Source organism: Pelomonas candidula, from assembly GCF_043555985.1.
Taxonomy (GTDB): domain Bacteria; phylum Pseudomonadota; class Gammaproteobacteria; order Burkholderiales; family Burkholderiaceae_C; genus Pelomonas; species Pelomonas candidula.
On sequence record NZ_JBIGIC010000004.1, the window covers coordinates 96,480 to 121,539 of the forward strand.

At 69.1% G+C, this 25,060-nt stretch carries 21 protein-coding genes; 6 read left to right on the top strand and 15 right to left on the bottom strand.

The annotated features are described in order from the left end of the window. Positions 1-11: 11 nt before the first annotated feature. The 5 genes from ACG04R_RS09250 to ACG04R_RS09270 all read right to left on the bottom strand — a co-directional run bounded on the left by ACG04R_RS09250 (position 12) and on the right by ACG04R_RS09270 (position 5,258). Positions 12-1,451 carry an aldehyde dehydrogenase family protein gene (locus ACG04R_RS09250; protein ID WP_394408568.1) on the bottom strand — a complete coding sequence of 480 codons (1,440 nt, stop codon included), beginning with the start codon at positions 1,449-1,451 and terminating at the stop codon, positions 12-14. Positions 1,452-1,468: 17 nt separating this feature from the next. Continuing rightward, complete coding sequence (gene gudD / locus ACG04R_RS09255; RefSeq protein WP_394408571.1) at positions 1,469-2,797, bottom strand: glucarate dehydratase; 1,329 nt, start codon at positions 2,795-2,797, stop codon at positions 1,469-1,471. 27 nt (positions 2,798-2,824) lie between these two features. Further along, on the bottom strand, positions 2,825-3,304 hold the full coding sequence (locus ACG04R_RS09260; protein WP_394408574.1) for a nuclear transport factor 2 family protein: 480 nt from the start codon (positions 3,302-3,304) through the stop codon (positions 2,825-2,827). Positions 3,305-3,359: 55 nt separating this feature from the next. Further along, positions 3,360-4,271: a 5-dehydro-4-deoxyglucarate dehydratase gene (kdgD, locus tag ACG04R_RS09265; protein ID WP_394408577.1), complete on the bottom strand. Its 912-nt coding sequence runs from the start codon at positions 4,269-4,271 to the stop codon at positions 3,360-3,362. Between the two features lie 189 nt (positions 4,272-4,460). Next, positions 4,461-5,258, bottom strand: a complete 798-nt coding sequence (locus ACG04R_RS09270; RefSeq protein ID WP_394408580.1) for a FadR/GntR family transcriptional regulator — start codon at positions 5,256-5,258, stop codon at positions 4,461-4,463. Positions 5,259-5,375: 117 nt separating this feature from the next. Between ACG04R_RS09270 and garD the strand changes: the two genes are divergently transcribed. Next, a complete protein-coding gene (garD, locus tag ACG04R_RS09275; protein ID WP_394408583.1) occupies positions 5,376-6,965 on the top strand; it encodes a galactarate dehydratase in 1,590 nt (529 codons plus the stop codon). A gap of 11 nt (positions 6,966-6,976) precedes the next feature. On the opposite strand, the gene ACG04R_RS09280 is transcribed toward garD, so the two are convergent. From ACG04R_RS09280 to ACG04R_RS09310, 7 genes are all read right to left on the bottom strand, one after another. After that, positions 6,977-7,357, bottom strand: a complete 381-nt coding sequence (locus tag ACG04R_RS09280) for a PQQ-binding-like beta-propeller repeat protein (RefSeq protein ID WP_394408586.1) — start codon at positions 7,355-7,357, stop codon at positions 6,977-6,979. 104 nt (positions 7,358-7,461) lie between these two features. Beyond that, positions 7,462-8,553, bottom strand: coding sequence for a M35 family metallo-endopeptidase (locus tag ACG04R_RS09285; protein WP_394408589.1), 1,092 nt, complete (start codon positions 8,551-8,553; stop codon positions 7,462-7,464). A 188-nt stretch (positions 8,554-8,741) separates the two neighbouring features. Further along, positions 8,742-9,890, bottom strand: coding sequence for an ROK family protein (locus ACG04R_RS09290; protein WP_394408592.1), 1,149 nt, complete (start codon positions 9,888-9,890; stop codon positions 8,742-8,744). 7 nt (positions 9,891-9,897) lie between these two features. Continuing rightward, a complete protein-coding gene (locus ACG04R_RS09295; RefSeq protein WP_394408595.1) occupies positions 9,898-10,608 on the bottom strand; it encodes a ribonuclease activity regulator RraA in 711 nt (236 codons plus the stop codon). A gap of 2 nt (positions 10,609-10,610) precedes the next feature. Further along, entirely contained in the window at positions 10,611-12,335 is a 1,725-nt protein-coding gene (gene araD / locus ACG04R_RS09300; protein WP_394408598.1) for an L-arabinonate dehydratase, read from the bottom strand. After that, positions 12,332-13,759: an aldehyde dehydrogenase (NADP(+)) gene (locus ACG04R_RS09305; protein WP_394408601.1), complete on the bottom strand. Its 1,428-nt coding sequence runs from the start codon at positions 13,757-13,759 to the stop codon at positions 12,332-12,334. The genes araD and ACG04R_RS09305 overlap by 4 nt, the downstream gene beginning before the upstream one ends. A 13-nt stretch (positions 13,760-13,772) precedes the next feature. Next, complete coding sequence (locus ACG04R_RS09310) at positions 13,773-14,915, bottom strand: endo-1,4-beta-xylanase (protein WP_394408604.1); 1,143 nt, start codon at positions 14,913-14,915, stop codon at positions 13,773-13,775. Positions 14,916-15,054: 139 nt separating this feature from the next. Here ACG04R_RS09310 and ACG04R_RS09315 point away from each other — a divergent pair, with 139 nt between their 5' ends. From ACG04R_RS09315 to ACG04R_RS09335, 5 genes are all read left to right on the top strand, one after another. Further along, the gene (locus tag ACG04R_RS09315; RefSeq protein ID WP_394408606.1) at positions 15,055-17,682 is read left to right on the top strand and encodes a glycosyl hydrolase 115 family protein; all 2,628 of its coding nucleotides are present in this window, start codon (positions 15,055-15,057) and stop codon (positions 17,680-17,682) included. A gap of 12 nt (positions 17,683-17,694) precedes the next feature. Further along, positions 17,695-19,149 carry a DUF1593 domain-containing protein gene (locus ACG04R_RS09320; protein ID WP_394408608.1) on the top strand — a complete coding sequence of 485 codons (1,455 nt, stop codon included), beginning with the start codon at positions 17,695-17,697 and terminating at the stop codon, positions 19,147-19,149. Between the two features lie 18 nt (positions 19,150-19,167). Continuing rightward, positions 19,168-20,421 (top strand): family 8 glycosyl hydrolase, encoded by a 1,254-nt coding sequence (locus ACG04R_RS09325; RefSeq protein ID WP_394408611.1) that lies wholly within the window; start codon positions 19,168-19,170, stop codon positions 20,419-20,421. Positions 20,422-20,493: 72 nt separating this feature from the next. Then, positions 20,494-20,778 (top strand): hypothetical protein, encoded by a 285-nt coding sequence (locus tag ACG04R_RS09330; protein WP_394408614.1) that lies wholly within the window; start codon positions 20,494-20,496, stop codon positions 20,776-20,778. Between the two features lie 130 nt (positions 20,779-20,908). After that, positions 20,909-22,555 (top strand): TonB C-terminal domain-containing protein, encoded by a 1,647-nt coding sequence (locus tag ACG04R_RS09335; protein ID WP_394409599.1) that lies wholly within the window; start codon positions 20,909-20,911, stop codon positions 22,553-22,555. Positions 22,556-22,880: 325 nt separating this feature from the next. Here ACG04R_RS09335 and ACG04R_RS09340 read toward each other — a convergent pair whose 3' ends face one another. The 3 genes from ACG04R_RS09340 to ACG04R_RS09350 form a co-directional block, all read right to left on the bottom strand. Further along, positions 22,881-23,471 (bottom strand): hypothetical protein, encoded by a 591-nt coding sequence (locus tag ACG04R_RS09340; RefSeq protein WP_394408617.1) that lies wholly within the window; start codon positions 23,469-23,471, stop codon positions 22,881-22,883. A 52-nt stretch (positions 23,472-23,523) separates the two neighbouring features. Then, positions 23,524-24,237 (bottom strand): hypothetical protein, encoded by a 714-nt coding sequence (locus ACG04R_RS09345; RefSeq protein ID WP_394408620.1) that lies wholly within the window; start codon positions 24,235-24,237, stop codon positions 23,524-23,526. A gap of 76 nt (positions 24,238-24,313) precedes the next feature. Beyond that, the gene (locus ACG04R_RS09350; protein ID WP_394408623.1) at positions 24,314-24,883 is read right to left on the bottom strand and encodes a hypothetical protein; all 570 of its coding nucleotides are present in this window, start codon (positions 24,881-24,883) and stop codon (positions 24,314-24,316) included. Between the last annotated feature and the right edge of the window lie 177 nt (positions 24,884-25,060).

Below are 25,060 nucleotides of genomic sequence, written 5' to 3' on the forward strand. Positions count from 1 at the left end.
GGCTCGGCGAATCAGGCCTGGGTATAGGCCGTCTTCACGGTCGTGTAGAACTCGGCGGCGTACCGGCCCTGCTCGCGCGGGCCGTAGCTGGAACCCTTGCGGCCGCCGAACGGCACGTGATAGTCCACACCCGCCGTCGGCAGGTTGACCATGACCATGCCGGCCTGCGAGTGCCTCTTGAAGTGCGTGGCGTGCTTCAGCGACGTCGTCGCGATGCCGGCGGCCAGGCCGAACGGCGTGTCGTTGGAGAGCGCCAGCGCGTGCTCGTAGTCGCGCGCGCGGATGACGCTGACCACCGGGCCGAACACCTCCTCGCGGTTGATGCGCATCTCCGGCGTCGTGTCGGTGATGAGGGCCGGCGTCAGGTAGAAGCCCGGCGCGCCGTCGGCGTTGTGCTCGATGCGCTGGCCGCCCTGGGCCAGCTTGCCGCCTTCACTCTTGGCAATGCCGATGTAGTCGGTGTCCTGGCCCAGTTGGCTGGCGTCGACGACGGGGCCGATGTCGGTGCCGGCCTTGCGGGCGTCGTCGACCTTCAGGCCCTTCATCTTCTCGACCATGGCCGCGATGAAGCGGTCATGGATGCCGTCGGTGACGATGAGGCGCGACGATGCCGTGCAGCGCTGGCCGGTGGAGAAGAAGCCGCTGTTGACGGCCGCGTTCACCGCGACGCCCAGGTCGGCGTCGTCCAGCACGATCATCGGGTTCTTGCCACCCATCTCCAGCTGGAACTTGGCCATGCGCGCAACGGCGGCCGCGGCCACCTTCTGGCCCGTGGCGACCGAGCCGGTGAAGCTGATGGCGGCGACGCGCGGGTCATTCAGCAGCTTCTCGCCGACGACCGAGCCGCGGCCCATGACGAGGTTGAACACGCCGGCCGGCAGGCCCGCACGGGACAGGATCTCGGCCAGTGCCCAGGCTGAACCCGGCACCAGGTCGGCCGGCTTGAAGACGACGCAGTTGCCCCAGGCCAGCGCCGGCGCGATCTTCCACGCGGGGATGGCGATCGGGAAGTTCCATGGCGTGATGAGGCCGACGACACCGACGGCTTCACGCGTGATCTCGACGCCGACGCCGGGGCGGACGGACGGCATGGTCTCGCCGCCCGGGCGCAGCGCCTCGCCGGCGAAGAACTTGAAGATGTTGCCGGCGCGCTGGACCTCGCCGATGGCCTCGGGCAGCGTCTTGCCTTCCTCGCGGGCCAGCAGGTCGCCCAGCTCGGCGCGGCGCGCCAGGATCTCGGTGCCGACGGCGTCGAGGATGTCGAAGCGCTGCTGCGGCGTGGACAGGCTCCAGGCCGGGAAGGCGGCCGCCGCGGCCGTGATGGCCAGTTCAGCCTGGGCCGCATCGGCCTGCGCGTATTCGCCGATCAGGTCACGCGTGTCCGACGGGTTGATGTTGCGCGAGACGCCGTGGCCGTCCAGCCACTCGCCATTGATGAGGTTCTTGAACATCGGGGTTTGCTTTCAGTTCAGCGGTCGAGGGCGGGGCGCTTCGGGTTGAAGGTCCAGCCGGGGATCAGGTATTGCATCGCGATGGCGTCGTCGCGGGCGCCAAGACCATGCTGCTTGTAGAGCTGGTGCGCCTTCTCGACCTCGGCCATGTCCAGCTCGACGCCGAGGCCCGGCTTCTTAGGCACCTGCACGTGGCCGCCGACGATCTGCAGCGGGTCTTTCGTGAGCCGCTGGCCGTCCTGCCAGATCCAGTGCGTGTCGATGGCCGTGACCTTGCCGGGTGCGGCGGCGCCGACGTGCGTGAACATCGCCAGCGAGATGTCGAAGTGGTTGTTCGAGTGGCTGCCCCAGGTCAGGCCCCAGTCGCGGCAGGTCTGCGCGACGCGCACGGAGCCGGCCATGGTCCAGAAGTGCGGGTCGGCCAGCGGGATGTCCACGCTCTGCAGCGACAACGCATGCGTGAGCTGGCGCCAGTCGGTCGCGATCATGTTGGTGGCCGTGGGCAAGCCGGTGGCGCGGCGGAACTCGGCCATCACCTCGCGGCCTGAGAAGCCGTCCTCGGCGCCGCAGGGGTCTTCGGCGTAGGCGACGATGCCGCGCATCTGCTGGCCCAGCCGGATGGCGTCCTTCAGCAGCCAGCCGCCGTTGGGGTCCAGCGTCACGCGGGCGTCGGGGAAGCGTTCGTGCAGCGCGCGGATGGCTTCGACCTCCTCGTCGCCGCGCAGCGCGCCGCCCTTGAGCTTGAAGTCGTTGAAGCCGTAGCGTTCGCGGGCCGCCTCGGCGAGCCGCACGATGGCCTCCGGCGTCATGGCTGCCTCGTGGCGCAGGCGGAACCAGTCGTTGTCGGCACCGGGGTTGCTGTCGTAGGGCAGGTCGGTCCTGGTGCGGTCGCCGACATAGAACAGATAGCCCAGCATCTCCACCGATTCGCGCTGCTGGCCTTCGCCGAGCAGGGCGGCGACCGGCACGCCCAGGTGCTGGCCCAGCAGATCCAGCATGGCCGACTCGATGGCGGTGACGGCGTGGATGGTGGTGCGCAGGTCGAAGGTCTGCAGGCCGCGGCCGCCGCTGTCGCGGTCGGCGAAGGTCTTCTGCACCTTCTGCAGCAGGCCCTGGTGGGCACCGATGGGCTGGCCGACGACGAGGGCGCGCGCGTCCTCCAGCGTCTGGCGGATCTTCTCGCCGCCAGGCACCTCGCCGACGCCGGTGTTGCCGGCGCTGTCGGTCAGGATCAGCAGGTTGCGCGTGAAGAACGGCGCGTGCGCGCCGCTGAGATTGAGCAGCATGCTGTCACGCCCGGCGACCGGGATGACACGCAGCTCTTTGATGACGGGTGTGGAGTTCATGGGGTGATCCAGGGTTGGGGCCGCAGGTCAGGGCAGGGCGACGGCCTGGCGGGCCAGCAGTTGCCAGCCCGTGCGGCTGTCATTGCCGCGCAGCCACACGCTCAGCACCTGCAGGCGGACCCTCGACGGCGGCTTGCCGGCGGGGCGGTTGTCGGCGTCGAAGACATGGCGCACGCTGGCCACGTCGCCCACCACGTCCACCGTCTGCGCGCTCAGGTCGATGCGGCCGAAGGCCGAACGGCCGCTGACCAGGGCGTCGGTCAGGCTGGCCTTGCTGTCCACCTTGCCACCCGAGTGGCCGTAGGTCAGGTGGTCATGCAGCACCAAGCCCAGGCCCGTCGCGTCGGGCTTCAGCATGAGCTGGGTCAAACGGTCGACCGCGGCCGCCACGGCGCGGCTGTCGTCCGCCGTGGCTGGTGGTGGTGCCGGTGTGGCGCAGCCGGCCAGCAGGGCGAGGGCGCCGAGGCCCAGCAACTGCCGGCGGCACGCGTTCGGGGTGGTCGTCATGGACGGGTTCCGTGGTCCGGTCGTGTCTCGCAGCCCGAGCGCGCTCCAGGGAGCGTTACTGCGGGCCGAGCTTGGAGATCAGCGCGCCGAGCTGGTCGACCTCGGTCGGCAGCAGGTCGGACAGCGGCGGGCGCACCGGGCCGGCACCGTGGCCCACCAGCGTGGCGCCCGCCTTCACGATGGACACGGCGTAGCCCTCGGCCTTGTTGCGGATGGCGATGTAGGGCAGGAAGAAGTCGCGGATCAGGCGGTCGGTCGTGGCCGTGTCGTTCGCGGCGTGCGCGTTGTAGAACTCCATCGCGGTCTTGGGGATGAAGTTGAAGACGGCGGACGAGTAGACCGGGCAGCCCATGGCCTTGTAGGCGCCGGCGAAGACCTCGGCCGTCGGCAGGCCGCCCAGGTAGGCGAAGCGCTCGCCCAGCGTCTGGCGGATGGCGACGAACTTCTCGATGTCACCCAGGCCGTCCTTGAAGCCGATCAGGTTGGGGCAGCGGTCGGCCAGGACCTGCAGCGAGGCCGGCGTCAGCTTGCAGGCGCCGCGGTTGTAGACGACGACGCCGAACTTGACGCTCTTGCAGACGGCCTCGACGTGGGCGATCAGGCCTTCCTGGCTGGCTTCGGTCAGGTAGTGCGGCAGCAGCAGCACGCCTTGCGCGCCCAGGCGCTCGGCTTCCTGAGCGTACTGGATGGCGACGCGCGTGCCGCCGCCGGCACCGGCCAGGATGGGCGTGCGGCCGCGGCAGGTGTCCAGCGCGACCTTGATGATGTCGGTGTACTCGCCCGGCTCCAGCGAGAAGAACTCACCCGTGCCGCCGGCCGCGAACAGCGCCGAGGCGCCGTAGGGCTGCAGCCACTCCAGGCGGTCGGCGTAGGCCTTGGGCGCGAAGTTCAGCTGGGCGTCGAAGTCGGTCAGCGGGAAGGACAGCAGGCCGGCTTGCAGGACGGCTTTGAGTTCTTGGGGCGACATGGGCGGGTCTCCGTGGGGTGGGGTGGAATGAGGTTCGACGATCAGAAGGTAGCGTCGACTGCTTATGTTGTATGTCATCGTACAACTTAGGTCAAATCGAGAAATCCTGGGGATAACCCTTGGTTCTGGATTTCCTTCTGGCTGAGTGTCCCGGGCGCTCCCATGCCGCGCCGGGCACATGGCCGCGATTCAGGTGGCCTGGGCCTGCGCCTTGCGGCGGCGCTCGCGGCTGTTGCTCAGGTGGGTGCGCATGGCCGCGCGGGCCGACTCGGCATCCTGGCTCGTGATCGCGTCGAGGATGCTTTCGTGCTCGGCGTTCACGCGCCGCATGTAGGCCAGCCGCTCGGCGGACATGTCGGCACCCGTCGCGCTCCGCGCTGTCCCGCCAGGCGGGAGCTGAGCGCCTTCGGGCGGCCGTGCGGCGCTCATGTCCGTCGTCTCCAGCCGCGCACGCGGGATGATCTGGGCCCCGAGCGTGGCCATCAGCTCGGTGAAGTGGCTGTTCTGCGTCGCGCGGGCGATCTCCAGGTGGAACTGGAAGTCGGCGGCCACCGAGTCCTGGCCGGCCTCCACGGCGGCGATCACCGCATCCAGCGCCTTGCGCAAGGCGGCGAGGTTGGCATCGCTGCGCCGCTGGGCGGCCAGGCCGGCGGCCTCGGTCTCCAGGCCGATGCGCAGTTCCAGCACGGCGATGACGTCCTGCAGCGTGCTGAACTGCTCCGGCGTGATCTTGAACGAAGGCCCGTCACCGGGGCCCAGCACGAAGGTGCCGATGCCGTGGCGCGTCTCGACCAGCCCGGCCGCCTGCAGCTTGGAGATGGCCTCGCGCACGACGGTGCGGCTGACCTCGAACTCCTCCATGATGGCCGCCTCCGTGGGCAGCTTGTCCCCGGCCTGCAACTGGCCGGCGCGGATGCGGTTGCCCAGCGACTCGACCAGTTCAAGGGCCAGCGTGCGGGGCCGGCGGCGGGTGACAGGAGCGTGCATTCGCGGGTTTTCCCGGAGTTTTGAAGTGAGCAGGGCGTCTAAAGTGGCGTAAGTTGTACGACAACTAGACGACGTACAACAAGACCTGTTCGCACTTTAGCCACTCCGACGCCGGATATGAATGCCGTTTCCCCCCGCCCCCCGCTGACCATCCGCATGCGCGACGAGGACAACGTCGCCATCGTCGCCAACGACGGCGGGCTGCCCGAGGGCACGCTGCTGCCCGCCGGCATCCCCGGCGCCGGCCTGGTGCTGCGGGACAAGGTGCCGCAAGGCCACAAGGTCGCGCTGACGGACCTCGCCGAGGGCGACGTCGTGCTGCGTTACGGCGTGCCCATCGGCTACGCGCTCAAGGCCATCCCGGCCGGCAGCTGGGTCCACGAGCGCCTGCTGCAGATGCCGTCGGCCCGTGCGCTGGAAGGCCTGCCCATCGCCACCGTGAAGCCGCCGGTCGCCGAGCCGCTGGAGGGCTACACCTTCGAGGGCTACCGCAATGCCGACGGCTCGGTGGGCACGCGCAACATCCTGGCCATCACGACGACGGTGCAGTGCGTGGCCGGCGTCGTCGCGCAGGCGGTGGCCCGCATCAAGGCCGAGCTGCTGCCGCTGTATCCCAACGTCGACGACGTCATCGGCCTGGAGCACAGCTACGGCTGCGGCGTGGCCATCGACGCGCCGGACGCCGTCATCCCCATCCGCACGCTGAAGAACATCTCGCTGAACCCCAACTTCGGCGGCGAGGTCATGGTGGTGAGCCTGGGCTGCGAGAAGCTGCAGCCCAGCCGCCTGCTGCCGCCGGGCAGCTTCCCCATCGTCGACGAGCGTGGTGCGGACGCCGGCCCCGAGACCGTCTGCCTGCAGGACGATGCGCATGTCGGCTTCATGTCCATGCTGGACGACATCCTGCAGACCGCGAAGCCGCATCTCGCTCGCCTGAACGCCCGCAAGCGCGAGACCGTGCCGGCGAGCGAGCTGGTCGTCGGCGTGCAGTGCGGTGGCAGCGACGCCTTCTCCGGCGTGACGGCCAACCCGGCCGTGGGCTTCTGCGCCGACCTGCTGGTGCGTGCCGGCGCCACCATCATGTTCAGCGAGAACACCGAGGTGCGCGACGCCGTCGAGCAGCTCACCAGCCGCGCGGCCACGCCCGAGGTGGCCGACGCCATCATCCGGGAGCTGGGCTGGTACGACCGCTACCTGGACCGCGGCCGCGTCGACCGCGCCGCCAACACGACGCCCGGCAACAAGGCCGGCGGCCTGTCCAACATCGCCGAGAAGGCGATGGGCTCCATCATCAAGAGCGGCAGCTCGGCGATCTCACACGTGCTGGCGCCCGGCGACAAGCTGCGGCAAGACCAGCGTGGCCTCGTCTACGCGGCCACGCCAGCGAGCGATTTCATCTGCGGCACGCTGCAACTGGCCGCCGGCATGAACCTGCACATCTTCACGACCGGCCGCGGCACGCCCTATGGCCTGGCCGAATGCCCGGTGGTGAAGGTCGCCACGCGCACGGACCTCGCGCGCCGCTGGCACGACCTGATGGACATCAACGCCGGTCGCATCGCCGACGGCGAGGCGAGCATCGAGGAGACGGGCTGGGAAATGTTCCGCCTGCTGCTGGACGTCGCCAGCGGCCGCAAGAAGACCTGGGCCGAGCACTGGAAGCTGCACAACGCGCTGGTGCTGTTCAACCCGGCCCCGGTGACTTGAGTGCTGTGCGGTTACTGCGGAATTTTGATCGGCGGCAACTGATTGGCACGCGGCTTTGAAAGCGGCGTGGACGTGCGCTTCACCACGTCAATCAAAAAGCGGCTGCCGCTTTCGTTCTCGATCTCCAGTTCATCGCGCCCAGGCACTTGTTGCATGGTCTTGAAGTAGAGGCCTATCGTGTCCACACCTGACGGCGCGTGGTCTTGAACGTCGTAGACCTTCAGCGTCCAAAGACGTTGTCCTGTTGCGATGTCGATGGCGCACAGATAGCCACCCGGTTGGTCGCCTCCATGGCTGTAGCTGCTCATATCCTGTTGATAGCGAACGCCGTTGATCTCAACGGGCGCAACGTCTGCAGATGCAGCGCGGCTGGCTTGGGGGGAGGTATTCATCGTGTGTTTCTCCGTTGCAGCGCTAGGCGAGGCACAAACCATCATGTTGATCCACAGGCCTGCCACTGTCAGCCAAGAAGCACTGCTAGGACGGCTGGCCCGGTTCATACGATTTTCCGTGCTTTCACTGACTCAGCCTCTGTCAGGACTTGCGCGCAGTCAGCACAAAAGAACGCCCAGTTGTCGGCATTACGGATAGCGTCGCTTCCCGGATACCCCGCATGCGGGCCGATGCCGTACCACGCATAACGAACCGCGCCTTTTTTCACGTCGGTGGTGCCGCAAACCAGATGGGTCAGTTCGTGCACCAGGATGCGTGACCAATTCCTGACGCCATTCAGCACATTACCTGGATGATTTACGAAGAACGACCTCTCGATATAGACAACACTGAGTCCTTCACCGTTGTTGGCAAACGTGAAAGCTTCGGAGTTCAGGTATTCGATTTCTTCATCGGTCGTCGCGTTGCGCAAAGGCATCCAATCGGTCAGGATCAGCCGGCCCTTGTTCAACATGGCGGTGATGTCCTTGAATCCTTGGGACAAAGTCGCAACGTACTTGCTCAGTTCCTCATCAGTGGTGCCCGGGTCGGCAAACCAGCGCTTTACGAAAGACATAGCGACTGACTTCTTGGTGGCGTCATTGCTTCGGGCCTGTGACAGCACAGCGTTGGTTTTCTGACACCACGCCAAAGCATGCTGAGCGGAAGCTCCCAGATTGCGCTTGTCTTCTTCACTGAAGTGCTCGCGGTCATCCTTGAGCAGCGTTTTGACTTCACCCGTGGTCGACGCCCACGAATTCAGGTGGATGGAGGGCCAGTGCAGAAAGACCTTCGGCGAGGAATGAACCCACAGTGTGCGACTTCCTGATGTGTGGACCAGATAGGTGTGGGCTAGAAACTTCAGCACCGATGCCCTCATCTTGGGATCGTCAGGGACCGAAGCCACGCCGAGGGCGTCGGCTTTAACGGCAGCCAGGATGCCCAAGTCGGCGCTCACACGTTTGCCGTTGGCCTGAACCATCTTTGTCCGCAGTGCGGTGAGACTGTCTGCCTTACTAACGTCGAATCCATCCGCACCCATCAAGCCTTGAAGCGCCGCCACGATGCCAGCCCAGTCGCCAGAAAAGTCGCTGATGCTGCCCAGCTTGCTCTTGGCAAAGTCGTATTGCCACTTGAATTTGAGTGTCCAGTCCACAGCCCCTCCTTGACTCAAAAGTCGTAGCTGACCAAGCAGCCGCCAGATACGCCTGGAGCCCGACTCTATTCTGACGGACGGTCTGCTCGAATAGGACGCCAGCAGGCCAGTCCGCCGCAACGGACGACCGCCGGTCGTGCCGAGGCGCACACCACAACCTGTGAACTCCGGGCTGCGGGTTATCAGCTTCAGCCCAGCATCGGCTGCGTCAGCCGGTAGCCGGCCAGCGCGGCCGCGCCGACGGCGATCACGTCATCGCCGAAGCGCGACACGCGCAGCGCGGGCTCGGGCAGCCCCGCAGCCTGGGCGTAGGACTGCAGCGTCTCTCGCACGGGCTCCAGCAGTGCGTCGCCCAGGGCCATCGCGGGGCCGGCCAGCACGATGCAGGCCGGGTCGTAGGCAGCGGCCAGGTTCTGCAGCAGCACACCCAGGTACTGGCCGGCCGTGGCCAGCGCGGTGGCGGCCTGCGCGGAGCCGGCCGGGTGGTCCTGCCGCAGCAGCGTGCGGTTGCCGATCAGTGCCTCTGCACAGCCGCGGCGGCCGCAGGAGCACAGCGGGCCGCCGACCTGCAGCACCATGTGCCCCACCTCGCCGGCCAGGCCGCGTGCGCCGGTCAGCAGCCGGCCCCCCACCACGAGGCCGGCACCGACGCCTTCGCCGACGAGCACCAGCAGCAGCGGATCGGCCGCGGGCGAGGGGTTGAACTCGGTCTCGCTCAAGGCGGCGACGTCGGCGTCGTTCTGCATGAAGACGGGCGCGTTCGACAGCGGTGTGCCGCGCAGCGCCGTGCGCAGCAACGTGCCGAAGGGCACGTGGTGCCACTGCAGGTGGGGCGCGAAGACGAGCTGGTCCTGGGCCTGATCGACGCCACCGGGCAGGCCCAGGCCGATGCCGATGATGGTCTGCGAGGCGCTGCACTCGGCCGTCGCGGCCAGCAGCGTGCGGGTCAGCACCTGGATGCAGGCCTCGGCCTCCCGGGTGTCGTCGTAGGTGGCGCTGCGGGCCGACAGGACCTCGCCCGTCAGCGAAGTCAGCACGACGCGCACATGGCCGATACCCACCTGGGCGCCCAGCAGCAGCAGGCGCGTGGGATCGATGAACAGCGGCGTCGGGCGGCGGCCGAGGTCACCGGTGGCGATCACCTCGCGCTCGACCAGCCAGCCCTCGTCGATGAGTTCGCGCACCAGCGCGCTGACCGTGGACTTGGTCAGCCCGATGGCTTCGGCCAGGTCGACGCGCGACAGCCCCGGCTGCACGCGCAGTTGGCGGATCAACGCCATGCGGTTGGCGCGCTTGAGTTGGGCCTGACCGCTGGGGCTCTCGGCTTTCATCAACATGGTGCCCTCAACGGCCCTTGCCGGCGCGCCAGACGGCGAAGTCGGCGGCGACGTCCGGGTCGGTCGGCGGGTACAGGCCCAGCACGCTGCGGCCGGTCATGACCTTCTCCTGCACGTAGTCCTCGAACACGGTCATCTGCACGGCCTCCTCGGCGATCTCGTCGGCCAGGTGGGCCGGGATGACGATGACGCCCTCGGCATCGCCGACCACCACGTCACCCGGAAACACCGGTGCGTCGCCGCAGCCGATGGGCTCGTTGATGGCGATGGCCTGGTGCAGGGTCAGGTTGGTGGGGGCGCTGGGGCGCGAGTGGTAGGCGGGCATCGTGTATTTTGCGATGTCGGGGCTGTCGCGAAAGCCCCCGTCGGTGACGACGCCGGCGCAGCCGCGCACCATCAGCCTCGCGACGAGGATGCCGCCAGCCGATGCCGCGCGGGCGTCCTTGCGGCTGTCGATGACGAGCACCGCGCCCTCGGGGCATTGCTCGACGGCCACGCGCTGCGGGTGCGTGCGGTCCTTGAAGACCTCGATGCCGTTCAGGTCCTCGCGCGCCGGCATGTAGCGCAGCGTGTAGGCCGGGCCCACCATGTTGGGCAGGCCGGGGTTCAGCGGCAGCACGCCCTGGATGAACTGGTGCTTCAGGCCGCGCTTGAACAGCGCCGTGCACAGCGTGGCGGTGCTGACGCCCATCAGCTTTTGTCGGGTGACTGGATTCATGGTCAGTAGATGACGGGTTCGGGCACCGGGGCGCCGAACTGGGTTTCGAGGAAGTCGAAGTCGCAGCCTTCGTGGGCCTGCAGGATGTGGCGGCCGAACATCCAGCCGTAGCCGCGCTCGTAGCGCGCGGGCGGCGGCGTCCAGGCGGTGCGGCGGGCGGCCAGCTCCTCGTCGCTGACTTCGAGGTGGATGCTGCGGGCCGGCACATCGACGGTGATGCGGTCGCCGGTCTTCACCAGCGCCAGCGGGCCGCCGACGAAGGCCTCAGGCGAGCAGTGCAGCAGGCAACCGCCGTAGCTGGTGCCGCTCATGCGCGCGTCGGACAGGCGCAGCATGTCCTTCACGCCAAGCTTCAGCAGCTTGGTCGGGATGGGCAGCATGCCCCACTCGGGCATGCCGGCGCCCTTGGGCCCGGCGTTGCGCAGCACGAGGATGTCGTCGCCGGTGACGTCCAGGTCCGGGTCGTCCACGGCGGCCTTCAGGCTCGGGTAGTCGTCGAACACCAGCGCGCGGCCGGTGTGCTTCAGCAGGTGCGGCGCGACGGCGCTGGGCTTGATGACGACGCCGTCGGGCGCCAGGTTGCCGCGCAGCACGGCGAGGGCCCCTTCGGCGTAGATCGGGTTGTCCAGCGGGCGGATGACGTCGCTGTTGAAGACCTCGGCGCCATCGATGTTCTCGGCCACCGTCTTGCCGTTGACGGTCAGCGCGGTGAGGTCGAGCTTGTCGCGCATGACGTTCATCATCGCCGGCAGGCCGCCAGCGTAGAAGAAGTCTTCCATCAGGTAGTGGTCGCCGCTGGGCCGGATGTTGGCGATGACGCCGACGTGGCGGCTGGCCGCGTCGAAGTCGTCCAGCGTGACGGCGAGGTTGGCGCGGCGGCTGATGGCGACGAGGTGGATGATGGCGTTGGTGCTGCAGCCCATGGCCATCGCGACGTTGATGGCGTTCTGGAAGCTGCCCTTGCTGAAGAGCTTGGCCGGCGTCAGGTCGTCCCACACCATCTGCACGATGCGGCGGCCGCACTCGGCGGACATGCGGATGTGGTTGGCGTCGGGCGCCGGAATGCTCGAAGCGCCCGGCAGTGTGACGCCCAGAGCCTCGGCAATGCCCATCATCGTGGCGGCCGTGCCCATCGTCATGCAGGTGCCGTGGCTGCGCGCGATGCCGGCTTCCATCTCGGCCCAGGCCTGGTCAGACAGCCGCCCGGCGCGGCGCTCGTCCCAGTACTTGAAGGCGTCCGACCCCGAGCCCAGCACATTGCCGCGCCAGTTGCCGCGCAGCATCGGGCCGGCGGGCAGGTAGATCAGCGGCAGGCCCATGCTGATGGCGCCCATCAGCAGGCCCGGCGTGGTCTTGTCGCAGCCGCCCATCAGCACCGCGCCGTCGACCGGATGGCTGCGCAGCAGCTCCTCGGTCTCCATCGCGAGGAAGTTGCGATAGAGCATGGAGGTCGGCTTGACCATGCTCTCGGACAGCGAGATGGCTGGCAGCTCCAGCGGCCAACCTCCCATCTGCAGGATGCCGCGCTTGACGTCCTCCACGCGCTGCTTGAAGTGGGTGTGGCACTGGTTGGCATCGCTCCAGGTGTTGACGATGGCGATGACCGGCTTGCCGATGAAGTCCTCGGCGGCGTAGCCCATCTGCAAAACACGGCTGCGGTGGCCGAAGGAGCGGAAGTCGTCCTTGGCGAACCAGCGCGCGCTGCGCAGGTCTTCTGCTTTCTTCATGCCTGCCCCCGCGCGTCGATCAGCCAGGCCGGCGCGTCCTGCAACGCGACGGGGCGCAGGAAGCGCTCCATCGCGGCGTAGCCGACGCTGGTGGTGAGGGCGTTCGTCGTCGACGGCCAGGGGCCGCCGTGCTGCTGGGCGGCCGTGACGGCCACGCCGGTCGGCACGCCGGCGAACAGCACGCGGCCGGCGATGGCCTGGGCGGCGCGCACGAGGCGGCGGTTGTCGGGCGTGTCGGCGTTGGCGCCCCACAGCGTGGCGGTCAGGCAGCCTTCGATGGCGTGCAGCACCTGCAGCGTCTCATCCATGTCACGCACGGTGACGACAACGCAGCTGGGACCGAACACCTCCTCGCGCAGCACCTCGTCGGCCAGGAAGCTGGCCGCATCGGTGACGAAGAGATGGGCGCCCGGTGCGGCCTCGCGTGCGGGCAGCGCCAGCAGCGACTTGACGCCGGTGCGGCCGTGCAGGCGGGCCACGCCCGCGTTGAAGCCGGCACGGATGCCTGCGTTCAGCATCGCGTGCGGACTGGCTGCGGCCAGGCTCTCGGCCAGGTGCTTGACGAAGGCGCGGCTGGCCTCGTCGTCACGCACGACGACGACGCCGGGGCTGGTGCAGAACTGGCCGCAGCCCACCGTGATGCTGCCGGCCAGCTGCGTGGCCAGTGCGGCGCCGTTGGCGGCCAGCGCCTCGGGCAGCGCGACGACCGGGTTGATGGAGCCCAGCTCGCCGTAGAACGGGATGGGCCGTGGGCGGGCATTGGCTTCCTTCCACAGCGCCACGCCGCCGCGCACGCTGCCGGTGAACGCGCCGGCGGCGATGGCCGGGTCGCGCACCAGCGCCACGCCGACGGGGATGCCCGCGCCTTCCACCATCTGCAGCACGCCGGCGGGCAGGCCCTGCGCGGCGACGCAGGCTGCGGCCAGCTCGAACACGGCGCGCGACAGCTGCGGGTGGCCTGGGTGGGCCTTGATGACGACGGTGCAGCCGGCGGCTAGCGCCGACGCGGTGTCGCCGCCCAGCACGCTGAACGCGAATGGAAAGTTGCTGGCCGCGAACATCGCGACCGGGCCGACGGGCACGGCCACGCGCGTGAGGCGGGGGCGGCCGGCGGGTGGCGCGCCGGCCACGGCCGGGTCGTCCTGCATGGGCTGGGCGCGGCCGGCTTCGAGCTGCTGCGCGAAGCCGCGCAGCTGGAAGGCGGTGCGGTCCAGCTCGCCGTTCAGGCGTGCGGTGCCGAGGTGGGTTTCTTCATCGGCCAAAGTGACGAGGCCGTCGCGGGCGGACTGCAGCGCGTCGGCCAGCGCGTTCAGCAGCGTGACGCGGCGTGCGATGGGCGCCGTGGCCCAGCCGGGCGCGGCATCGGCCGCGGCCTGGCAGGCGGCGCGGATCTGCTCGGGGGAACTGTCGGTGAGGGTGGTCATCGGGAACGGTCGGTCAGCGGGCGGGCATCGCGCGCAGGGCGTCGGCGATGGCGGTTCGCAGGGGTTTTGGGTTGAAGTGGTTGTCGTAGGGCAGCACGCGCTTCAGGGCCTTGTCCGGGCGCGGGTCGAACTGTTGCAGCCAGCTGTGTTGATCCGCCAGGCCCCAGCACAGGAAGCGGTGCAGGCGCCGGGAGGTCAGTGTCACGTCCAGCCAGTCTCGCGCAGCGGCGGCCACGGCGGCGTCGCGCTGGGCGATATCGTCGGGCATGCCTTTGTCATTGACGTCGAACTCGGTGATGAGCAGGTCCAGGTCCAGCGCCATCACGTCGTCGAGGAAGCGGCGCCAGCCGACGGCTTGCTGGCCGGGCGCGTCTTCCGGCGTGCCGGGCTTTTTATACGTCGAGATATGGCCCTGGATGCCCAGCGCCTGCACCGGCGTGCCGCGGCGCTTCAACTCGGTCAGCAACTTGAGCACACCGGCGCGGTGCATGGCGTCGCCGGCGCCCCAGCTCATGTAGTCGTTGTAGACCAGTTGGGCCTTGGGCGCGGCCTCGCGGGCGAGGCGAAAGGCGAGGTCGATCTGTTCCACGCCGCCGAGAGGGGCGCTGAAGACGTTGCGGCGCAGCTCCCCGGTCTCGGGCGTGACGGCCTCGTTGACGACGTCCCAGCTCTCGATGCGGTCGCCGAAGTGGCCGCAGGTGGTGCGGATGTGCTCGGCCAGCACCTGGCGCGCGGCTTCTCCGTCGCCGGCGCCGTAGTTCAGCGCGTTGACCCAGGCCGGCAGCCACTTGGGCTCCAGCCACAACAGGCAGTGGCCGCGCAGCGCCATGCCGCGCGCCTCGGCCCAGGTGAACATCTCGTCGGCCGGTGCGAAGTGGTAGGGCTGCGTCGGGTCGGGCCGCAGCTGCTGCCACTTGGTCTCGTTCTCGGGAACGAGCACGCTGCACTCGCGGCCGGTGAGCTCGCGGTACGGCAGGTCGTGGAAGCGTGACGTGCGGCCCAGGCTGCCCAGCGTGCTGCCGAAGCGCAGGCCCTTGGCCCGCGCCAACTGATCCAGCGTGGGCTCGCCGGCCGGCGCTGTCGCGCAGCCGCCGAGCAGGGTGCTGCCGGCCCCCAGGGCCAGCGCTCGCGCGACGGAGCGGCGGGACAGCGACATCTTGCTTTGAGGATGGATATTCAAATTGGTATCGCTATCATAAGTATTGGTTCGGACACCAAACTTAGTGGTTTCCCAGGGGAAGTCGTCTGACTATATATGGATAGACTGAAAATGATCGCGCAACCATTTTGATGTCATGACCTTGATTCCCTGTGCCGGCGGGCGGCCGTTGCTGTCCCGGTTCCACCTGCTGGCCCTGGGGTTGGCGTTCGTCAGTGCGGGTGCGCTGGCCTGTGACACGCCGGCCTCCGTCTGCGCGCGCGACGCGGCCGGCAGTTTCGGCCTTGTGCGCGCCGGCCAGCCGGCCGCCGTCATCGTCGAGGCGGGGGCTGACCCGGCGCTGAAGCACGTCGGCCGCAGCCTGGCGTCCGATCTGGGCCGGGTGGCCGGCCGCGCGGCGCCGCAGTTGGCCAGCGTGGCCGGTGCGCCGCGCGAGGTCGTCGTCATCGGTGAGCTGGGCCGCAGCCCCCTGGTCGATCAACTCGTGGCCGCCGGCAAGCTCAAGCCTGCCGACCTGACAGGGCAGTGGGAGGCCTACCGCCAGGTCGTCGTCGACCAGCCGTTCGCCAACGTCGACCGTGCGCTGGTCATCGTCGGCTCGGACCGGCGCGGCGCGGTGTTCGGCGCCTACGACCTGTCGGCACGCATCGGCGTCAGCCCCTGGCACTGGTGGGCGGACGTGCCGGTGGCGAAGCGGTCAGACGTGTTCGTCACCGCCGGTGCACGCGGCGACCAGCCCGTGGTCAAGTACCGCGGCATCTTCATCAACGACGAGGCGCCGGCGCTCAGCACCTGGGCGCAGGCCCATTTCGGCGGCGCCAATGCGGGCATGTACGAGCATGTCTTCGAGCTGCTGCTGCGCCTGAAGGCCAACTACCTGTGGCCGGCGATGTGGCCGCCGCGCGCCTTCAACGCCGACGACCCCAAGGCCAAGGTGCTGGCCGACGAGATGGGCATTGTCATGGGCACGTCGCACCACGAGCCCATGACGCGGGCGCACGATGAGTGGGCGCGCTTCAAGGGCGGTGCGTGGGACTACGCGAAGAACGCCGACAAGCTGCGCGAGTTCTGGCGCGGCGGCATGCAGCGCAACATGGGCCGGCCCGACGGCAGTGCCTTCGACACCCTCATCACCGTGGGCATGCGCGGCGACGGCGACGAGCCGATGAGCGAAGGCACGGCCACGGCGCTGCTGGAAGGCATCGTCAAGGACCAGCGCCAGATCATTGCCGATGTGACCAAGCAGCCTGCCGAGAAGACGCCGCAGATGTGGGCGCTCTACAAGGAAGTGCAGGACTACTACGACAAGGGCATGAAGGTGCCCGACGACGTGCTGCTGCTGTTCTGCGACGACAACTGGGGCCAGATCCGCCGCCTGCCCGAGCCGGGGGCCAAGCGCCCTGGCGGCTACGGCATCTACTACCACTTCGACTACGTCGGCGGGCCGCGCAACTACAAGTGGATCAACACCAACCAGATCGAGAAGACCTGGCAGCAGATGGACCTTGCACACCGCCGCGGCGCCGACGCGCTGTGGATCGTCAACGTCGGCGACATCAAGCCGATGGAGTTCCCGATCAGCTTCTTCCTCGACATGGCCTGGCAGCCCGAGCGCATGACGCCGGCGGCGCTGGCGGCCTACCCGAAGGACTGGGCGGCGCAGACCTTCGGCGCGGACCAGGCGGCCGAGATCGGCGACATCGTCACGCGCTACAGCCAGTACGCGGCGCGCCGCAAGCCGGAGCTGGTGGACGAACGCAGCTTCGCGCTCGGCACCGCCACGGCGGAGCGCCTGTCCGGCGGTGAGTTCGGCCGCCGGGTGGCCGAGTGGGACGCGCTGGAGGCCCGCGTCGCGCAGGTCAAGGCCCGCCTGCGGCCCGAGCAGCTCGACGCCTACTTCCAGCTCGTCGAGCACCCGGTGCTGGCGCTGGCCAACCTCTACCGCCTGTACGAGGCGGTGGCGTGGAACCGCCAGCTGGCCCGCGCCAACGACCCGCGCGCCAACGTCTTCGCCGACCGCGCCGAGGCCGCGTTCGCGCGTGACCAGGCCATTGCCGACCAGTACCACGCCATCGCCAACGGCAAGTGGGCCGGCATGATGCTGCAGACCCACATCGGCTACACGAGCTGGCAGCAACCGGACAGGAACGTCATGCCCAAGGTGCAGCGCGTGCCGGGGGCGACGCCCGAGGCCGCCGCGGTGCTGCAGCAACTCGACCGCAGCACGCCGCCCGCGGGCGACGGTGTCGTGAAGCTCGAGGCGCCGCAGTTCAGCCGCGCGATCCCGGGCGCGGGGCTCACCTGGGCGTCGATTCCGCATCTGGGCCAAGGCCTGGGCGCCGTGACGGCGCTGCCCCAGGGCCGTCCCGCCACCACGCTGGCCGACGGCGTGCGGCTGGAGTACGACGTGGACCTGTCGCGCGGCGGCGAGACCAGCGTCGCGGTCGTCATGACGCCCGCGCTGGACACCCGCAACGGTGGCGGCATCCGCCTGGCCGTCGGCCTGGACGATCTGCCGCCCCAGGAGTTGCGCCTGAACCTGCAGCCCACCGCCGGCGCCGAGAATCGTCGCGAGGAGAAGGACTGGGCGCGTGCCGTCATCGACAACCGCTTCCTGCTGTACGCGCGCTTCCCGGGCATCCAGCCCGGCCGCCACGTCGTGAAGCTCTGGCGCCTCGACGACAACGCCGTGGTGCAGGCGCTCGTGGTGGCGCCGGTGACCACCGCCACCGTGGCGCCGCCGCGTGCCGCGCAGCCGAACTGAGGACGCCGGATCATGAACCTTGGCCGCGCGATGGCCTGGCTGGCTTTGATGTGCATGGCGAGTTGGGCGGCGCCCGCGTGGTCGGCCGAAGCGCCGGCCCGCGAGCGGGTGCGCCTGGTCGTGCTGACCGACATCGAGAACGAGCCGGACGACACCCAGTCCCTGGTGCGGCTGCTGCTGTACGCCAACGACATCGACCTGCGCGGCCTGGTCGCCACCACGTCGGTGCACATGAAGGACAGCATCCACCCGGCGTCCATCGAGCGCGTCATCGACCGCTATGCCCAGGTGCTGCCCCGGCTTCGCCAGCACGACAAGGCCTATCCCGACGCGGCGGCGCTGCGCGCCCTCGTGCGCGGCGGCCAGCCTGCCTACGGCATGGCGGCGGTGGGTGAGGGGCATGACACGCCCGGCTCCGACCTCATCCTGCAGCAGCTCGCCAGCCCCGACCCGCGGCCGCTATGGGTGGCCGTCTGGGGCGGTGCCAACACGCTGGCACAGGCGCTGTGGAGGCTTTCCGAGAAGGGCGATGCGGCGGCCCTCGCGCGCGCCGTCGCCACGCTGCGTGTCCACACCATTTCCGACCAGGACGACAGCGGCGCCTGGCTGCGCCGCCGCTTCCCCGGGCTGTTCTACATCGTCAGCCCGGGCGGCTACGGCAATGCGGTCTGGGGCGCGATCAACCAGGTGGTGCCCGGCATCGACAACCACCGCGTCGGCAACGCCTGGCTGGCTCAGAACATCCAGCAGGGCCACGGCCCGCTCGGCGCCGCCTACCCGGATGTCGCCTACGGCATGGAGGGCGACACGCCCAGCTTCCTCGGCCTCATTCCCAACGGCCTGAACGCACCCGAGCACCCCGACTGGGGCGGTTGGGGCGGGCGCTATGAAAACTACACGCCGCGCCTGGAAGACACCGACCCGCAGGGCTTCAATGGCGGCGTGCCCGTGGAGGCCGAGACCCGGCCGATCTGGACCAACGCGAAAGACCGCTACCGCCCGTTCGTCGCGGCCGATTTCGGCCGTGCCGTGAAGCCGTCCGAGCAGGTCTTCGAGGATGCCAAGGTGACGCTCTGGCGCTGGCGCGATGATTTCCAGAACGACTTCGCGGCGCGCATCGGCTGGACCACGCTGCCGGTGGCGCAGGCCAACCACCCGCCCGAGGTGCGTCTCGCGCAGCCCGACCGGCTTACCGTGCCGGGCGGCAGCTGGGTCACGCTGGACGCCAGCGCCAGCAGCGACCCCGACGGCGACAGCCTGAGCTTCCTGTGGTTCCACTACCCGGAAGCCGGCAGCGGCCGGACCCCTCTCGTGCTCGGCACCGAGAACCTGGCGCGCATCCGCTTCCAGGTGCCGGCGGTCAGCCAGACCGAGACGGCCCACATCATCCTGCGCGTCACCGACAAGGGCAGCCCGGCGCTGTCCCGCTACCGGCGCATCGTCCTCACCCTGACACCCGGCGGCTGAGCCGGGCAGCAACCTGCCATGAACCTTCGTCGCTGGACGGCCCTGCCGTCGATCCTCCTGCTGGCCTGCGGCTGTGCGCTGGCCGCGGACGCCCCTGCCACCCCGCCGCCGCCGGCCGCCGCGGCGTCGATGCCGGTGGCCTACCGCAACCTGTTGCGCGAGATCCGCCCCGACATCTCCGAGGCCGACATCGACGCCAGGCTCGCCGGCTACTGGCGCTCGCTGTTCGAGGGCGATGCCGATCACCGCATCGTCTTCCCCGCCGCCGCGACGCCGGATGGCCCGGCCAGCTACGTGCTGGACGTGGGCAACGCCGACGTGCGCAGCGAAGGCATGTCCTACGGGATGATGGTGGCCGTGCAGATGGGCCGCAAGGCCGAGTTCGACGCGATCTGGAACTGGGCAGCCACGCACATGCGCTACGCCACCGGGCCGCGCGCCGGCTACTTCCGCTGGCAGTGCCAGCCCGCCGGCTGCGCCAAGGACGCCGTGCCCGCGTCCGACGGCGAGGAGTATTTCGCCACGGCCCTGCTGATGGCTGCATCACGCTGGGGCAACGGCCAGGGCCTCTACGACTACAACGCGCAGGCCCAGGCGCTGCTGACGGCCATGCTGCACAAGCCGTCGGTCGACGGCCGGGACGGCGCGCGGCCCATCTTCTCGCCCCAGCATGGCCAGGTCGTTTTCGTACCGGTGGGCAACGCCGCCGACTTCAGCGACCCGTCCTACCACCTGCCGGCCTTCTATGAACTCTGGGCGCGCCGCGCCGCCGCGCCGCAGGACCGCCGCCGCTGGAGCGAGATCGCCGACATCAGCCGCGCCTACTTCAACAAAGCCGCCCACCCGAAGACCGGCCTGACGCCCGACTACGCCGAATTCGACGGCCGGCCCAAGGTGCTCGAGGGCCACGAGGACTTCCGCTACGACGCCTTCCGCACGGCGGTGAATTGGAGCGTCGACCAGGCCTGGTGGGGCAAGAACCCCGCCGCGGCCGGCCTCAGCAACAAGCTGCTGACCTTCTTCGCCGGCCAGAAGACCCAGCCCTACCCGCATCTCTACACGGTGGACGGCAAGCCGCTGAATGCCGAGCCCAGCAAGGGCCTGATGGCCAGCAACGCCGTCGCGGCGTTGCTGGTAGAGAAGCCGCTGGCGGAGCGCTTCGTCAACGATCTCTGGAAGCTGGACCCGCCCGGCGGCCAGTGGCGCTACTACGACGGACTGCTGCAGTTCATGGCGATGCTGCACGTGACGGGGCGCTTCAAGGCCTGGTGAATCCGCACCGGCTTGCGCCGCCGCCCCGAAGGCTACATTGCGCCGCTGCCTTCCTGAAGCCGGAGTCGGATCTTGAAATTCTCGTTCGCGCTGATCGTGTCGGGCCTGGCCGCGGTGCTGGCGCCACTGCTGAGCTACAGCCATTACCTGTACGTCTTCGAGTCGTCGATCAAGGCGATCTCGGCCACGCCGGGTTCCAACATCACGATGCCCGATCTGCCGATGCCGCTCTACGTCGCCTACTTCGTCGTGGGCATGGTGCTGATCCTGCTGGGGTTCGTCGTCGAGCGGGGGTCGATGGCAGGTCGCCCGGCAACGAACGGGCCTGCCGCCAGCACCGAACATCGCTCGACCTGACCGCGTTTCTCGGCGCGACTGCCCCCTTGAAGGCGTGGGCGGTCGCTGCCGTTTGAGGCTTCACCTCCAGGGACAATGGCCCGATGAGGGTTGAGGACGTCGGTGGGAAGCAGGGAGGCGCACGGTGCGCATGAGCGCCGCCGGCGGTGCGGTGCGCGCCAGACCCCGCTCGCGCCTGACCCGCGCGCTGCTGTTCTCGCTGCTCGCCCACACGCTGCTGCTGTGCCTGACATTTGGCTTCGGGGGCTTCGGCGTGCCATGGCCGCTGCGCGGCGCCGAGGCGCCCGACCTGCGCGTCGTGCTGGAGCCGCCGCCGGCCGATGCCACCGAGGCGCCGCCGCCCAGGCCGGTGCCTGCTTCCGCCGATCCGCAGCCCGCCGAAGCCGACCTGAAGACGCTGCCGCCCGCTGAGAAGCTGGACGAGCTGGCGCCGCCCGTCAGCGGCGCGGCCTTGCTGGCCGTCGACAGGCCGGCCGCGTGGGCCGTGCCCGCGGCGTCGTCCGTGCCGACGGCCGTCATTGCGGCGATGTCCGCGGCCTCTGCGCCCGACGTGGAGACGCTGCGCCGCAGCGCCGACAGCCTGCGTCCCACCGGTGACCGCGAGGCCCGCGAGCGGGCCGCCGAGCTGACGCAGATCGACACGAAGGCGGCAGCCGCCGTCGGTGCCTTCGGCGGCGCGTCCGGCCCCGCCGTGGAGCGGCTGAGCCGAGGCGGCGAGGCGCTGCGCGTGGCGACCGGCAAGGGCACCGTCGCCGAGCTGGCGCAGCTGGACAGCACGACGGCCGCGGCCGTCGGTGCCTTCGGCGGTGCGTCGAGCCCAGCCGTTGAGCGGCTGCGCCGCAGCAGCGACGTGGTGCGCGCGGCCACCGACAGGACGCCCGTCGCCGAACTGGCGCCGCTGGACGCCAAGCCGGCCGCCGTCGTCGGCGCGTTTGGCAGCAGGCCCAGCAACGCCGTGCAGCAGCTGCGCCGTGCCAGCGATGCGTTGCGCGTGACGACGGACGGCTCGCGGGCCACCGAGCTGGCCCAGCTCGACGCGGCCCGCCAGGACGCGCAGCAGCGCGCCCGGCAACTCGAAGCGGCGCGCGTGGACGCCGAGCGTCAGGAGGCGGCCCGGCAGGCCGCCGCCAGGCAGGAAGCTGCGCGGCAGGAGTCCGCGCGCCAGGAGGCAGCCCGCCAGGAAGCGGCACGGCAGGAAGCCGGTCGACTGGAAGCGTCTCGCAAGGAGGCCGCGCGGCTGGAGGCCGGCCGCATCGAGGCCGCCAGGCTCGCGGCCATCCAGGCGCAGGCCCGTGCCGAGGAGGAGCAGCGCGAGGCCCGCAAGCGCGCCATCGGCCGCCAGCTCGACGAAGAGGCTGCGCGGCGCGACGCCCAGCGCGATGCCTCCCGTGACGCCGACCGCCAGCGCCCGGACTGGACGCCTGCGCGCCGCGGCCGCCTGTTCGGACGCACGGACGCGAACCCCGAGCTGGCGGCTTACGGCGAAGTCTGGTCGCGCAAGATCGAGATGAACCCGGCCGCGTTCGACCTCGTGCGCGATGCCGTGAAGCCGCCGCACGCCGACGCCATCGTCACCGTGGCCGTGCGCAGCAACGGCTCGGTCGAGACCATCACCTTCGTGCGCTCCAGCGGCGTGCCAGCCGTGGACGACGCCATCCGCCGCGTCGTGCAGAGCCAGGAGAACTACCCGGCCTTCCCGCCGGCACTGCTGCGCGACTACGACGTCGTCGAGATCCGCCGGACCTGGCATTTCGACTCGGCGGTGCGGTTGTATTGACTGCCGTTGGGGTGGAGCGGTTGCGGTGCGAGCCGTGGCTGCAGAAAGCTAGCGGCCAGTCGCCATCGGCCCCTTAAATGGTGACCTCGTGGCAGCCTGCCTGAGACGGCGCAGCTGTCTGAGGATTCCGGGGCGAGTCATCCCGATAGCGACGCTGAAGCGGTTGAGACCCTCCTCCGTAGGTAGACCGTGCACGTGGCCGGCCGAGCGCCATGGTTGGAGGGGGAGGGGCGCATGTGCCAAAGAGCGTGGCCTACCAAGCAATGACGACGTCAGAGAAGGTCTCGCTGCTGCTTTGACGCGGCAGGATGGCCGAGGCTGCGCGTCAGAACACGTTGGTCTTTTCCTTCGCCTTGTCCGACGCTTCGCGGTCGGCTCGCCCCTTCACGTTGGTCTCCACGGTCTTGAGCAGGTCGGCGTTCAGGTAGGTCAGCGTCGTTGAGCCGGAGAAAGGCTTCTTGAAGACGACCTGCATGCCGGCGGGAAAGTTCCAGCTGTAGGTGCCGTCGGAGATGTACTGCTCCGTGAACTCGCCGTGGCCAAACGGGCTCTGGGTGACGACGGGCGTGCCGTACTTTGTCTGCAGCATCTTGCGCAGTTGCTCGTTCTGATAGTCGACGTCATATTGCGCAGCCATGACGCGATCACCGACGTAGGTGGCCGTCATCTCGGTCACGGCCGGAATGCCGAGCGAAGACACGTTGAACGTCTCGACGGTTCCCTTGCGGCCCTTGCTCTTCGCGCCGGCGGCTTTGGCCGCAGCCTGGAACTGGCTGACCGTGGCGTCGGCCATGTCGACACCGAAAAGCGTCAGTCGATCCGGTCGCACGGCTGCGGGCGCGGCGAAGGCCGCGGCGTGCAACGTGGCGGCGGCAATAACGCCACAGGCAATGTGACGGCGGGACAGCATAGTCATGGCAGAGGTGCGAGGTGGTGGGTGGGATGGGAACGGATGAGGGCCTTGGGGCCTACAGGCGGCTCTTCAGCGCGCGCAGTTGTTCAAGCGTCACTTCAGCGTCGCCCGGTTCCGCCTGTACGGTCGGCGCGGATGCAGGCAGTTCCCGTGTCTCGGCGCGGGCCTGGGCAGCGGGCTTGGGCATTCGTGTTGCATGGGTTTGGCGTGTCGGTGGTGCCGGCGGCTGGACGCTTGGCGCGTCGACGGGCGCAGTGGGTTGGGCATCCTGAGCTTCGGCAGCCTCGCGGGGGCCGGGTAGCCGGTTCAGCTCATCGCTGGCAGCGGCCATCAGCCGAGGCCACTGGATCGCCACGAAGAGGAGCAGGCAGGCGCCAGCCACCAGTGCGACGAATCCGCGAGAGCGTCCACTTGCCGGTTCGGCCGCTGCAGCCGTGCGCGTCGTCGCCGACTGGTTGGTGTGCGGCGGCATTTCCAGCAGACGGCGCAGCACAGCCTGCGACGTGCGCGTGTAGCGCTCCGGCGAACGAACCTCGGCCAGCGGGTTGTGCGCGAAGTCGTTGCGTACCGAGCCGAGATAGCGCAGGTCCGACAACAGATCGGCGGGAAGCCGATGCTCCACGCTCGTCACGCGCGAATGGATGCCCGTTCCCTGGGCGTCGAAGCGGTGCATCAGTACCCATTCAACCCAGCGGCTCACTTCCATCACGCCAGCGGTGTCGGCCTTGATGTTGCGGATTCGGTCGAGGATCTCGGCGGAGGTGGTCAAGGGCGGTCCTTCTTCTTGAAACGCAATCGTGCGTGATGGCGCGACAGGGCGTGTGCCTCATGTCGACTTGAACCCCTTACCAGGGATCGGAGCTGAACGAGCCGGAGGAACTGCCCGAGTCGTAGCTTGCCGAGCCGAAGTCCATCGAGCTGCCGAAGCTGTCGCTGCTGAACGAGTCGGTGGCGCTGGAAGTGCCGTAAAGGTTGCCGCCGACGTCGAACCCCACGCCGCTGTCGTCGATCATCGGCAGACCGGTGGCCGGATTGATCGAGGTGAACGACGGGGCGCTTGAGCCCTCGAGGGGATCGCCGAAGCTTGCGTGGGGGGACAGGCCGGTGTCGTCGGAAAAGGCCGAGAAGCTAGCCACGGCCGCGCCGACACCGACGCCGGCCGCCATGCCACCGAAGGCACCAATACCGGTGGCGTGGCCATCGTCCGTGGCGGTGCCATTGCTCCGATGCGCCGTGCCGGTGGCAGACCGCCTCGCAGCGGAGCGCCGGGCCTGCGCCGGCTTGCTGACGCAGCATTTCAGGCACATCAGGAACGCAAAGACAGCCGCCGCGGGCGGCATCCAGACCGAGTCGATGCTGATGATGCTGGCGACGAACAGGCCCACGAAAAGGAAGAGTGCGAAGGTCAGCACCACGACGGTCGCGTTCCAGATCCAGCGAATAACGCTCATGCAGTGCGCAGCCAGTGGCTTAGAGAGAAACGGTGTTGAAGATTCTTGTCTGCACGCAAGGTCCCGGCCGCGAGGAAGAGGCGTTAGGCGTGAACTACTACTGCTTCCGATGCAGCTGTTGACCACGACGTCTTCGGGCTC